The organism is Rheinheimera sp. UJ63, from assembly GCF_021568285.1.
GTDB classification, from domain to species: domain Bacteria; phylum Pseudomonadota; class Gammaproteobacteria; order Enterobacterales; family Alteromonadaceae; genus Alishewanella; species Alishewanella maricola.
On the sequence record NZ_JAKGTQ010000001.1, the window covers coordinates 185487 to 198494 of the forward strand.

General features: G+C 46.1%; 12 protein-coding genes. 7 read left to right on the forward strand and 5 right to left on the reverse strand.

Annotation, left to right across the window (positions count from 1 at the left end; genetic code table 11):
• Positions 1–232 precede the first annotated feature (232 nt).
• The 3 genes from hisIE to L1N97_RS00835 all read left to right on the forward strand — a co-directional run bounded on the left by hisIE (position 233) and on the right by L1N97_RS00835 (position 5039).
• Positions 233–850: a bifunctional phosphoribosyl-AMP cyclohydrolase/phosphoribosyl-ATP diphosphatase HisIE gene (gene hisIE, locus L1N97_RS00825; protein WP_236128552.1), complete on the forward strand. Its 618-nt coding sequence runs from the start codon at positions 233–235 to the stop codon at positions 848–850.
• Positions 851–1065: 215 nt separating this feature from the next.
• A complete protein-coding gene (locus L1N97_RS00830; protein ID WP_236128553.1) occupies positions 1066–2760 on the forward strand; it encodes a PocR ligand-binding domain-containing protein in 1695 nt (564 codons plus the stop codon).
• A 122-nt stretch (positions 2761–2882) separates the two neighbouring features.
• Positions 2883–5039 carry a S46 family peptidase gene (locus L1N97_RS00835; protein WP_236128554.1) on the forward strand — a complete coding sequence of 719 codons (2157 nt, stop codon included), beginning with the start codon at positions 2883–2885 and terminating at the stop codon, positions 5037–5039.
• A gap of 50 nt (positions 5040–5089) precedes the next feature.
• Here the strand turns inward: L1N97_RS00835 and L1N97_RS00840 are convergent, their stop codons facing one another.
• The gene (locus L1N97_RS00840) at positions 5090–5521 is read right to left on the reverse strand and encodes a CBS domain-containing protein (RefSeq protein ID WP_229584989.1); all 432 of its coding nucleotides are present in this window, start codon (positions 5519–5521) and stop codon (positions 5090–5092) included.
• A gap of 137 nt (positions 5522–5658) precedes the next feature.
• The gene (locus L1N97_RS00845) at positions 5659–6522 is read right to left on the reverse strand and encodes an EamA family transporter (RefSeq protein ID WP_236128555.1); all 864 of its coding nucleotides are present in this window, start codon (positions 6520–6522) and stop codon (positions 5659–5661) included.
• A gap of 285 nt (positions 6523–6807) precedes the next feature.
• Here L1N97_RS00845 and L1N97_RS00850 point away from each other — a divergent pair, with 285 nt between their 5' ends.
• The gene (locus L1N97_RS00850) at positions 6808–8085 is read left to right on the forward strand and encodes a DUF3422 domain-containing protein (RefSeq protein ID WP_229584987.1); all 1278 of its coding nucleotides are present in this window, start codon (positions 6808–6810) and stop codon (positions 8083–8085) included.
• Between the two features lie 18 nt (positions 8086–8103).
• The gene (locus L1N97_RS00855; RefSeq protein WP_236128556.1) at positions 8104–8808 is read left to right on the forward strand and encodes a lytic transglycosylase domain-containing protein; all 705 of its coding nucleotides are present in this window, start codon (positions 8104–8106) and stop codon (positions 8806–8808) included.
• A 41-nt stretch (positions 8809–8849) separates the two neighbouring features.
• On the opposite strand, the gene L1N97_RS00860 is transcribed toward L1N97_RS00855, so the two are convergent.
• The 3 genes from L1N97_RS00860 to L1N97_RS00870 are packed head-to-tail and all read right to left on the reverse strand — an operon-like array spanning position 8850 to position 11463.
• The gene (locus L1N97_RS00860) at positions 8850–9275 is read right to left on the reverse strand and encodes a CBS domain-containing protein (RefSeq protein WP_229584985.1); all 426 of its coding nucleotides are present in this window, start codon (positions 9273–9275) and stop codon (positions 8850–8852) included.
• Between the two features lie 13 nt (positions 9276–9288).
• Positions 9289–10407, reverse strand: coding sequence for a PilT/PilU family type 4a pilus ATPase (locus L1N97_RS00865; RefSeq protein ID WP_229584984.1), 1119 nt, complete (start codon positions 10405–10407; stop codon positions 9289–9291).
• A 12-nt stretch (positions 10408–10419) separates the two neighbouring features.
• On the reverse strand, positions 10420–11463 hold the full coding sequence (locus L1N97_RS00870) for a type IV pilus twitching motility protein PilT (RefSeq protein ID WP_229584983.1): 1044 nt from the start codon (positions 11461–11463) through the stop codon (positions 10420–10422).
• A 27-nt stretch (positions 11464–11490) separates the two neighbouring features.
• On the opposite strand from L1N97_RS00870, the gene L1N97_RS00875 reads away from it, so the two are divergent.
• The gene (locus L1N97_RS00875) at positions 11491–12192 is read left to right on the forward strand and encodes a YggS family pyridoxal phosphate-dependent enzyme (RefSeq protein WP_236128557.1); all 702 of its coding nucleotides are present in this window, start codon (positions 11491–11493) and stop codon (positions 12190–12192) included.
• A complete protein-coding gene (gene proC / locus L1N97_RS00880; protein WP_229584981.1) occupies positions 12176–13000 on the forward strand; it encodes a pyrroline-5-carboxylate reductase in 825 nt (274 codons plus the stop codon). Before L1N97_RS00875 ends, proC begins: the two co-directional genes overlap by 17 nt.
• Positions 13001–13008: the final 8 nt, after the last annotated feature.

Below are 13008 nucleotides of genomic sequence, written 5' to 3' on the forward strand. Positions count from 1 at the left end.
GTATTCACGGCGTCTTTGCGTGCAATATCAGTGTGAAGCGGTACAGAATTTACAACGACTTTGCATGCACTATCAGTTTAAAGCGTGACAGTATTTATAACGATTTTGCGTGTAGTATCAGTGTGAAGCGTTACAGTATTTACAATAACTTTATGTGCAGTATTCATCTAAAACGCACTAGAGATAACGCTAATGATACGTGGCAAAATACACATTCGAACGTGAGAATTAAATGATGAACCAACAACAGATTGAACAACTGAGCTGGCCTGAAAATCAGTTACTGCCTGCCATAGTGCAACATGCCATCTCAGGTAAAGTGCTGATGCAAGGGTATATGAACCCCGAGGCACTTTCTCACACTCTTGCAAGCAACACGGTTACCTTTTTCAGTCGCAGTAAACAGCGCTTGTGGACCAAAGGTGAAAGCTCAGGTAACACCCTAAGTTTGGTCAGCATTGACCAAGACTGTGATGCCGACAGCTTACTGATTATGGCGCTGCCGGCCGGCCCTACTTGCCACGAAGGCACCGAAACCTGCTGGCATGATAATGACGCCAATAGCCCACAACTGAGCTTTTTGTATGACTTAGAACAAGTGATTGCCAGCCGTGAAGGTGCCGATCCGAAAAGCAGCTATACCGCCAGTTTATTCGCCCGAGGCGTAAAACGCATTGCGCAAAAAGTGGGGGAAGAAGGTGTGGAGTCAGCCCTAGCTGCGATGGCAGGTGATAAAGAAGAGCTGGCAAACGAAGCAGCAGATTTAATCTTCCACTTACTTGTTTTGCTGCGTAGTCAAAAATTAGCACTTAATGATGTCATTAAAGTGCTACAAGATCGTCATAAATAACAATACGCTAGCCATTTATCTCGGCTGACAACGTCTCATACTAGGCGTTTCAGCCTTTATCCTGACATCGTTCGAACAAAATATATGCTATTCTTAACAGTGACGTTTTGGCTTAAAGACCATGGGTAGCTGGACGTTGGGGTGATTTAGCGCTTGCTGCAACAACGCTAAATCACAACTTGAGTTAACGCCTGACAAATAATGGATTAATTGGCATGGGCAAATTTAAAGAAGACATCAAATTTGATGTCCAAAATCTTAACCCTTTGCTGGCGTCGTGGCAGTTTTCAGCCAGTAGCCAAGCACCGGATGCGCAACAGTCTGTTCTAAAAACCTTAGACCTCAACCTGCTAAATAGCATTTTTGAGAACTTTCAAAAAGCCTTGGGCGTGTCAATCGCGCTGATTGATTTACACGGTAAAGTCGTCTCTTCATCTAACTGGCAACGCGTTTGTATGCAGTTTCATCGTCAGCACCCTGCTAGCCTTAAAAATTGCATTAGCTCTGATACTACTCTCGCCAACGAAGCGATAAAACAGCAAGATTTTGCCACTTATGCATGTTTAAATGGCTTAATTGACTGTGCAGCGCCAGTAAAAATACTCAATAAGCACGTGGCTAATCTTTATATTGGCCAATTCTTTATAAAAAAACCGGATTTAAACTTTTTTAAACAGCAAGCAAAAGCACTTAGTTTTGATGAAGATAGCTATTTAAAAGCGATTGCCGAAGTCCCTATTATCCCAGAATCAAAAATTGAAGCGATGATGAAGCTGATCGCTTTTCTGGCAGAACAAGTCGCAGAGCTGAGCCATAGCAATTATAAAGCTGACCGCATGCTGCAAATTGTCGAGCAACAAGTAAAAAATCGAACGCACGAATTAGAAATGCAAAACCAGATCCTCAGTATGATCAGTCATGGTTCAGCATTGTCAGATGTTTTAATACAACTTGTTCGACAAATTGAAGCCCAATATCCTGAAATATTATGCTCGATACTGATACTCGATGAAGCGCAGTATTGTTTACGCGTGGCCGCCGCCCCTTCGTTACCTCAAGCCTTTAATGATGCTATTGATGGATTAACACCGGGTCCTGATGCCGGATCTTGCGGCAGTGCGGCTTACAGTGGCCAAGCCGTTATGGCTGAAGATTTATTACAACATCCTCATTGGCAAGCCTATCGCGAATTAGTGTTATTGAACGAGTTAAGAGCCTGCTGGTCAATTCCGATAAAAAATGCCCAAGGTAAAGTGTTAGGCGCATTTGGCTTTTATCAAAAAGAACCCGGCTTACCCTCGGCTGAGTTTAGCAGCAAGATGGCCATTTTCAGTAACTTAGCTGAGCTTGCCATTTCCCGCTCGCTCTCAGCTGCACATATTCATAAAATGGCATTTTATGATCATCTCACCGGTTTAGCCAATCGCCGCTTATTGGATGATCGCCTACAACTGGCTTTTAAACAAAGCAAACGCAGCAACAGCTTTGGTGCTTTATTATTTATCGATTTGAATAATTTCAAGCCCGTGAACGATCGCTTTGGCCATAAAGTGGGTGACTTACTACTGATTGAAGTAGCGAATCGGTTAACAAATCAAGTACGAGAAGTGGATACTGTCGCTCGCTTAGGGGGTGATGAGTTTGTGATTGTGTTATGCGATTTAGACTGTGATGCCGATAAAGCAAAAACACTGGCACAACAACTGGCCGAAAAAATTAGTGCGGCTTTAGCAGAGCCTCATGTATTTACCGAAACGCTTGCCGTACAGCATAGCTGCACGGGTAGTATTGGCGCTAACTTATTTCATGGCGCACAACACAACAGTTCAGATGTGTTGCGTCAGGCCGATATTGCCATGTATCAAGCTAAGCAGCAGGCTAAAGCCATTTGCTGGTTCGAATCTCGTTAATGCCTACTTACTTCACAAAAGTGTAACGGTGTATGTCTACGGCTTGACAAGCCTGAGCCATGCACCGACTATAGCGCTGCAACCTCGTTATCCTCATTAATTCAATAAAACTAAGAGATTTTATGAAAAAGTCATTACTTGTACTGGCACTGGCCAGCGGTTTCGCAATGGCAGATGAAGGCATGTGGATGCCGCAACAGCTGCCTAATATTGCCACTGAATTAAAAGCAGCTGGCCTTGAATTAGATCCAGCCAACTTAACGAAATTAACCGAATTCCCAATGGGCGCTATCGTCAGTTTAGGTGGTTGTTCAGCGTCTTTCGTTTCGCCACAGGGGTTAGTGGCCACTAACCATCACTGTATTTACAATAGCATCGCGCACAACTCTACTGCAGAGAATGACTTACTCAGAAATGGCTTTTTAGCCAAGACTTTAGCCGAAGAAGTGCCGGCCGCCCCGGGTAGCCGTATCTATGTCACTAAGGCGGTTGATAACGTCACTAACAAAGTGATTGATGCCAGCACCGCCAAATTATCCGGGAAAAAGCGTATAGACGCGATTGAAGCCAATCAAAAAGCCATCGTTGCTGAATGTGAGCAAGATGCCGGTCATCGCTGTTCTGTAGCGGCTTATTACGGCAGCTTAGAATATTATTTAATCAAGCAATTAGAAATTAAAGATGTGCGTTTAGTGCACGCCCCTGCCGAAGGTGTCGGTAAATTTGGTGGCGACACCGATAATTGGATGTGGCCACGCCATACCGGTGATTACGGTTTTCTGCGAGCTTATGTTAGCCCTGAAGGGAAATCAGCTGATTTCCATGCGGACAACGTGCCTTACACCCCAGATTTTCACTTGAAATTAGCGAAAGATGGCTTAAAAGAAGGCGATTTTGTGATGGCATTAGGCTATCCGGGGCGCACTAACCGCCATCGCTTACCGTCTGAAGTAGCGGACACCTTTGAGTGGAGCTATCCGAACACCGTGAGCCAGTTTGCTGAAACACTGGACATTATTGGCCGCGAAACGGCCAATGACCGTGATGCGGCATTAAAATATGCCAGCCGAGTGGCAGGTTTAAATAACTACATGAAAAACCGCCAAGGCATGCTCGACAGCTATGCTCAAAGCGATTTTCTGGCGCGTAAACAAGCTGAACATCAAGCATTAACCGCTTGGGTCAACAGCAGTAGCGCCAACAAAAAAGCCTATGCAAAAGATCTGGCTAATATCGAAAAACTGTTAAAAGAGCAGCAGCAACAAGGCCGCGATAGTTATTTACTGAATAATGCGAGCCCTCGTTTACTTGGCACAGCCCGCAGTTTGTACCGCTTGGCGCAAGAAAGCACTAAGCCCGATGCGGAGCGAAAAGCAGGTTTCCAGGCACGTGATTTACCGCGCTTTAAAGCCTTTATCGCTGGTATGGATCGCTCTTTTGATGTGCGTGTAGAAAAAGCGTTAGATCTGCAAAGCTTAACTAAGTATGTTGCTTTACCGAAAAAACAACGCAATGCCGACTTCGACAAAGCCATGGGCATCAAAGATAATATGGATCAAGCCGCATTAGTAGCACTGATTGATAGCTGGTATGCCGCTACTGTATTAACGGATGCAGCACAGCGCGCGGCCCTGCTAGAAAGCACACCCGCACAATTTGCTAATAGCAATGATCCTTTTGTTAAAGCCGCAGTGGCACTGTACAAAACTGATCGTTCAAAAGAAGCGGAGCAAGAAGAGCTAGGTGGCAAGATCCAACAAGCTTATGCCAGTTACATGCGCGCGAAAATTGCCTTTATGCAATCACAAGGTAAAGCCGTTTACCCTGATGCCAACAGCACACTGCGTGTCACTTACGGTAATGTTACCGGTCGAGCTCACGGTAATGAAGATGGTAACGCTTGGACCGCATTCACCACCCTGCGCGGTATTACTGAAAAAGCGACCAGCGAAGGTGAGTTTAATGCACCACAAAATCAACTTGATGCCATTAAAGCCAAAAACTATGGCCCTTACGCAGTTGATAGCATTAATTCAGTGCCGGTGAACTACCTTGCCACCTTAGATATTACTGGCGGTAACTCAGGCTCGGCCGTGTTAAATGGTAAAGGTGAGTTTGTGGGGTTAGCTTTCGATGGTACGCTAGATTCTATTATCTCTGATTGGGATTTTAACCTAGCGAACACGCGCTCAATCCAAGTCGATTTACGCTTTATGTTATGGCAGATGCAAGTTGTCGATAACGCCGATAACCTGTTAAAAGAACTGGGTGTAAACTAAACCACTCCCCCAAGTCGGTTGACACTGGCTTGGGGGGTTCATCTGACACTTTATGCTTTTTCCGCCAACAACTGCACTGCTAATCTGACAAAATCAGATGACGTTAAAATACCAAGTAGTTTATTGTCGCCAGAAACCACCGGCAAACAACCATGCCGATTACTGACAAAAAATGAAGCCACATCAGTTAAGCTTTGCTCGGGTGTGACGGTGGCAAAATCGGTTAACATTAATGTCGCCACACCTAACTGTTGTTCTTTATGATCCAGCGCCGCAGCACCATATTTCGCCAAAAGATTAATCACGGCACCAATCAACACTTTTTGCGTTAACATGCCAATTAAGAAGCCCTCGTTATCAATCACCGGAATATGCCGGATATTTTTTACCCGCATCAACTCATGGGCGTCTTTCAAGGTGGCGCTGCGTTGCAGTGATAGCGGATCTGGGGTCATTAAATCAGTGACAGTTTGCATACTCATCGTTACTCCTTATTTGCAGTAGCACAGCGCAACAGGATGCACTGTGCTTGCCCTACCCTTTAGTTATAACGAATAAAAGCCGTTACTGCTTCGGTACAGATCAACTTTTTATGATTTTAAGGGTTTAAAAACCCAACTTAGCTCGCTGCAGCAGATTTACTGCTTAAGGTGCTGCCTAACGAAGCACTGATCACTAATAAAATAGCGAGCCATTGCGTTAAGCTGAGTAATTCGGCTAAAAACAAGAAACCCGCTAAAGCCGCAATAGCCGGTTCTAAGCTCATCAAAACACTAAAGGTTTGCGCGGGTAGTTTTTTTAATGCCACCATTTCTAAACTATAGGGTATGGCACTGGATAACGCTGCCACGCCAATCGCTAATGGGATCACCTGCCAACTGAGTAAACTCTGCCCAGCAGAAAAGAGGCCCAGCGGCAACAAAAAGCTCGCGGCTACAGCCATCCCCAAGGCAACCGTGACACCCCCTGAGGCTAAGCTGCCAGCACGTTGCCCAAATAAGATATAACCCGCCCAACAAGCCCCCGCACCCAGCGCCAGCGCAACACCGACGGGATCTAAGGCATCGGCCGAGCGCATATCGGGTAACAGCAATACTATCCCCGCGATGGTCAGTGCAACCCACAGTAGATCACTGCGTTTTCTTGAAGAAAATAACGCCACCGCTAGTGGGCCGGTGAACTCTAACGCCACACCTATACCCAGTGGAATGCGCGCTATGGCTAGATAGAATAATAAGTTCATGCCTCCTAAACAGACGCCATAGATAAAAACGGCTCGCCAATTACGACCGACGGGTAAATGTCGCCAAGGTCGAAACACTAACCACAACATTAATGCAGAAAAACCGATACGCAGACCGGTGGTACCGGTAGGGCCAATTAGAGGAAATAATTGCTTGGCTAAAGACGCACCGGATTGGATCGTCAACATCGCCATCACCACACTGGCAATCGCTAAGAAAAAAGTTTTGTTAAACGGCACATTGTTCTCCGAATGCGCAATGGAATAGGTATGGTATGCGAAGCCAATCGCCCTGATGGCCTGTTTTATACATTATTTGCACTGAAACTAGGCAACTGCTTTCATTTCAAGCACAAATTTTAGCAGTTTTAGTGGCATGAGCCGGATGTAATTTTCAAACTTTATTCATTTCAGCATCTTACACTCGCAAATTGTGACGCTTCGCACTGGCATACAACCTGCAGCAATAGTGTTTCGACCTTACGCCTGAGTGAACAACCTAGGCCTGCAACCATGAGGTGAATTATGGAAAATCTATCCCGTCGCAGTCATCCTCTTCGCGATTTATTGGATAAAGAATTACAACAGCGCACTTTTCCGCCGTTAACGGCCCCCTGTCGACTGTGTCATTTTATGCTGACCTTAGCCCCCGCGTCACGCGCCTTAGAGTTTCAATGTATGCAGCAATTGGCTGCACAGCAAGGCAGCCAATTAACCGAAGCGGCACAAGATCTTACCTTATCACTTTATGGCCAATGGCTGCGCTGGGAGCGGCATGGTGAGTTTTCCAGTTATACATTTATTCGTGCTGACGCCGAAAAGCCATGGTTTGATGATCCTTTAGATTTTTTGCCCTCACGTGACTGGTTTGATCACATCCCAGGGCAAATTTTTCGTATTGTGCAACTGACCATCATTGATGCTAAACAGCCCTTAGCGGCACAACAAGTGGCGCGCTTGTTTAATGCCGAGAATTGTATAAACAGCTTATTAGCTGCAGGCAAAGCCAAAATATGGACAGATTTTCAAAAACATGCTGAAGGTGCCGGCCGCATGCTGCTGCTGGATCAAGGGCTCTCTGCCGCGGCATTAGGGCGTTTAGTGCAGCAATTATTTGATTTAGGAAATTATCGAAAATTATCGCTACTCGGTTGGCCGGTCTCACGGCAAAGTTTGCAGCAACTCAATAGCTTAGAGCAAAATTTAGCTTCACTGACTCAACGTATTGAACAAGAACGCGATAATGATGAACAGTTACTGGATCAGATCAGCCAGCTCGCGGCAGGTACAGAGCGCTTAATTGCCGAAAACAGTTCTCGATTAGAAGCTACCGCCGCTTATTATCAATTAACCTTAGATCGACTAAAAGCCTTAGATGAAACCAGTATTGACGATAAGCTATCGCTACAGGATTTTACCGAACGACGTTTAACCCCGGCTTATCGAACCAGCGCATCGGTGCAACTGCGGCAAAATAGCCTGTCAAACCGCTTAGGCCGTTCAACTGAGCTACTACGCACCCGGATGAGTTTAAAATTAGCCCAGCAAAATCAGCAATTGCTGCTTTCGATGGAACAAAAAGCAAAACTGCAACTAAAGCTGCAACAAATGGTTGAAGGCTTGTCATTAGTGGCGATTAGCTATTATGCGGTGCAATTAGCCGATAAGTTATTGCGCTCATTAAGCTATTGGCTACCAGAATTACCGATAGCGCTCTGGCAAAGCATTAGCGTTCCCGTTATCATTTTAATGGTCGCGGTAGTATTAAAATGGTTAGCCCACCGCGTTAAACGCCAAACCTGACTGCAAGGATCTCCGGTAATGCAAAGCGTGCGATGGGCCACATTAGGCGTAAGTAGTTTTTGTTTAATCTTTAGCGCCCTGCTCGCGGCGACAGACCGTATCACAGAGCCGAAAACGACGATTAAACTATCGCCTAATAGTGCGCCTTTACCGCAACCGACTGCCAACAGCGCTAATACGCCCAAGGTATTAGTTTATAAAACCGTGCTGCCCGATGGCAGCGCACGATTTTCAGATCAACGCCCTATTGGCCAAGCTTTTGAATTATTGCGCTTTGATTGCTTTGCTTGTGCCCCTAACTCCAGTATAGACTGGCAAAAAACACCGTTATTTAAACAACGTTTTGCCCGGTTAATTAATCAAGCGGCGGCCGAGCATCAACTAGAAAGTGCACTGATCCGGGCGGTGATCCATGCCGAGTCGGCATTTAACCCCAATGCGATTTCTGCAAAAGGGGCCATGGGGCTCATGCAATTGATGCCCGCCACGATGCAGCAATTTCAGGTCTTAAATGGCCATGAGCCCGAACAAAACATTCGTGCTGGCAGTCAATATTTAGGGCAGTTGTTAAAAGACTATCAGGGCGATCTTACCTTAGCGTTAGCCGCGTATAACGCGGGGCTAGGCAACGTAAAACGCTATAATGGCATTCCACCTTTTGCAGAAACTCAGGCGTATATTGAGCGGGTGCAGATTTTACGCCGCCGTTACGCCGCAGATTAAATTTGGCGTACAGCATAAAAGTCAAGTTAAGCCAAAGATTCTTAGCTTTTAGGTTTGGCTAACAAAGCGGCTTTCATTATATCCTTCCACGATAACAACCCCAGCAGATGCTGTTGATTGTCGGTAACTAAAATACAACTGATATTATGCTCAACTAACATAGTAGCGATAACTCGAATGCTGGTATCAAGCGGCACGGTAATCACCGGCGACACCATCACTTGATGCACCTTACGCGTACGCATAAACAAGCCTAGCGTTGTTTCGCTAGCCGAGTCGATAAGCGGGCTGACCTCTTTAAAATAATCTTTTACTGAGACAATACCCACCACTTTATCGCTGCTATCGACAACCGGTACATGCTGAAAATGCGACTGATTAAATACGTTACGCAGCGAAGCTAAACTGGCATCACCTTGGGTGGTAACCAGTTTGCTGCGAGGGGTCATGATCGAACTTAAACCCATAATGTGTTGGCGCCTATTCTTTATCCATGCTGTCTAGGGTGACTCCGGATAAGAAACCCGACCCTTTCACTTCATTGTTACGCAGTTTAATCATTAAACGTAAGTCATTCGGAGAATCAGCATGGTGTATCGCATCGGTATAGCTGATCACTTCGGCCTTGTACAGATCATACAGGGCTTGGTCAAAGGTTTGCATGCCTAACTCGCGTGACTTCGCCATCACCGTTTTAATCTCAGCAATTTGTCCTTTACTGATTAAATCGGCAATAAACGGAGAATTGAGTAACACTTCGATGGCGGCAACACGCCCCTGACCGTCGGAGGTAGGAATTAATTGCTGCGCCACAATACCGCGTAAGTTCAATGATAAGTCAAATAACAGCTTACTGTGCATCTCCTTTGGTACGAGGTGCATAATACGGTCAATCGCTTGGTTAGCATTGTTCGCGTGCAAAGTGGCAATACATAAGTGCCCGGTTTCGGCGAAAGACAGAGCAAACTCCATGGTGTCTTGTGAGCGAATTTCACCAATCAAAATCACATCAGGAGCTTGGCGTAATGAGCTTTTTAATGCTGAATCAAAGGTTTCAGTATCCAAGCCGACTTCACGCTGGGTAATCATACTGCGGCCATGCTCGTGCACAAACTCGATGGGATCTTCAATAGTCAGAATATGCCCTTTCGAGTTTTTGTTTCGATAACCAATTAACGCCGCCAAAGACGTCGACTTACCGGTACCGGTTCCCCCCACAAACAGCACTAAGCCGCGTTTGGACATAACGATTTCTTTTAAAATCGGTGGTAAACCCAGATCGTCAACATTCGGAATGGTGGTCACGATACGCCGCATCACCATACCGGCTTTGTCACGCTGCCAAAAGGCGGAAACACGGAAACGCCCCGCATCATTGGCAATCGCAAAGTTACATTCTTTGGTGGTATTGAACTCGTGCTGCTGTTTCTCACTCATCGCCGACAACACTAAATTTAACGAATCGACTTCTGATAAGCGTTGATCATCAATCGGCTGTAATTCGCCGTTAATTTTTGCCGCCACCGGCATACCTGCGGTAATAAATAAATCCGAGGCTTTTAACTCAACCATTTTTTTCTGATAATCAACCAGCTGCATATAAAACCTCGACTACATTCTGCTAAAGGTATTTTTATCTTGCGCCTTAGCTGCCGCATCTTTTTGCGTCACTAAACCACGGTTTACCAAGTTAATCAGACATTGATCCATAGTTTGCATACCATGTGCCGCCCCAGTTTGAATGACCGAATACATCTGAGCAATTTTATCTTCGCGGATCAAGTTTCGGATAGCCGGTAAACCGACCATAATTTCGTGCGCAGCAATACGACCACCACCGACCTTTTTCAATAAGGTTTGTGAAATAACCGCTCGCAAAGACTCCGATAACATCGAGCGCATCATGGCTTTCTCTTCGCCTGGGAACACATCGATGATCCGGTCAATAGTTTTCGGCGCGGAGGTGGTGTGCAAGGTACCAAACACCAAGTGACCGGTTTCGGCGGCGGTCATGGCTAAACGAATGGTTTCTAAGTCACGTAATTCACCCACCAGAATCACATCCGGATCTTCACGCAAGGCGGAGCGTAACGCATTACTAAAACTGTGCGTATCACGATGTACTTCACGTTGGTTGATCAAACTAAATTTATTGCTGTGCACAAATTCAATGGGATCTTCAATGGTTAAGATGTGATCAAAGCGCGTGGTGTTGATGTAATCGATCATCGCCGCCAAGGTGGTACTTTTCCCCGAACCTGTGGGCCCCGTCACTAGCACCAAACCACGTGGGTTTTCTGATATCGATTTAAAGATATCCGGTGCGCCCAGATCATCCAAGGTTAATACGTCACTGGGGATGGTTCGAAATACCGCTGCCGCACCGCGGTTTTGTACAAAGGCGTTAACCCGAAAGCGAGCAAGGTTAGGCACCTCGAACGAAAAATCCGATTCTAACCGCTCTTCGTATTCCTTACGTTGCTTATCGGTCATAATCTCATACACTAACGCATGCACTTCTTTGTGCGTTAACGGCGGAATATTGAGCTTGCGTACATCGCCATCGACACGGATTAACGGCGGTACACCCGCAGAAAGGTGTAAGTCTGAGGCTTTATGTTCAACACTAAAAGCTAATAATTCGGTAATATCCACGTTTAGGAAACTCCAATTTACTTATTTATGATGAATAACATAGCAGAACAACTTGCCCTCGCCTATCAGAAGCTAGCGAAAAATTGTGAACAATTGCCAGAATCGCGTCAGCCTGTGCAATTAATCGCCGTGAGTAAAACGCAACCTGATACAGCCGTACTGGCCGCCTACGAAGCGGGTCAACGCCTGTTTGGAGAGAATTATCCACAAGAACTGGCCACCAAGGCTGAAGCGCTGGCACATTTACCAGACTTGCAATGGCATTTCATCGGCCCCATTCAGTCTAATAAGACGCGGATTATTGCGCAGTATGCCAGCTGGGTGCATAGCATCGATCGTTTGAAAATTGCGCAGCGCCTTAGCGAGCAACGGCCCGCTGATGCCGCCGATTTACAGGTGTTATTGCAAATCAATATCAGCGATGAGGCCAGTAAATCTGGTATTGCGGCCACAGAGATGCTGGCACTGGCGGCCGATGTGAATGTGTTACCTCGCATCACTTTACGAGGTTTAATGGCTATTCCAGCACCTGGCGATGAGCACAAAGTTAAAGCCGACTTTGCGGCGATGCAGGCGTTATCCAAGCAGCTACAAGCGCATTATCCGGCGGCGACTGAATTATCCATGGGTATGTCGAATGACTGGCCACTGGCTCTACCATACGGTGCAACTATGATAAGATTAGGCACCGCAATTTTTGGCGCAAGGAATTATGAAAAACATGAATGACAATCGGGTGGCGTTTATAGGCGCTGGCAATATGGCGCGCTGTGTTATTGCCGCCATGGTTAAAGCTGGCTATCCAGCAGAGAATATTATGGCGGCTAATCGTAGCCAACCAAAATTAACCGAGCTGGCAAAAGATTACGGTATTGCCACCACCTTAGATAATGCGGCCGCGGCCGACTGGGCAGACGTTATCGTGCTGGCGGTAAAACCGCAAATGATGCAAGACGTTTGCAGCGCCCTGCTTGAGCAAGCTCCGCAGTGTCAGGACAAAATGTTCGTAACGCTGGCCGCCGGTTTACCGGTAGCACATTATGAAAATTGGTTAGGCAACATTAAGTTAGTTCGCGCTATGCCTAATACACCCTCGTTAGTCGCGCTCGGTGTTACCGGCTTGTTCCCAAGCCGTTGTTCAAACTATGAAAAAGCCTTTGTTGATCATATGTTTCAAGGCACCGGCATGACAGTATGGTTAAATGAAGAACACGAAATTAATCATATTATTGCCGTAACCGGCAGCTCACCGGCTTACTTTTTTTACTTTATGCAATCGATGCAACAAAAAGCCGAACAATTGGGATTTAGTGCCGAACAAGCAAAAGCCATGGTGGCACAAACCGCCTTGGGGGCCGCAACAATGGCGCTACAAAGCGATTTAAGTTTTGCACAACTGCGCGCCCAAGTAACGTCGAAAGGCGGTACTACGCACGAAGCGGTCAGCACCTTTGCGAATGAAGGTTTAGAAGAGATGGTGGCAAAAGCCATGCAAGCGGCTATAGATCGGGCCGAAGCCATGGCCAAAAGTATTTAAGTTAGCGG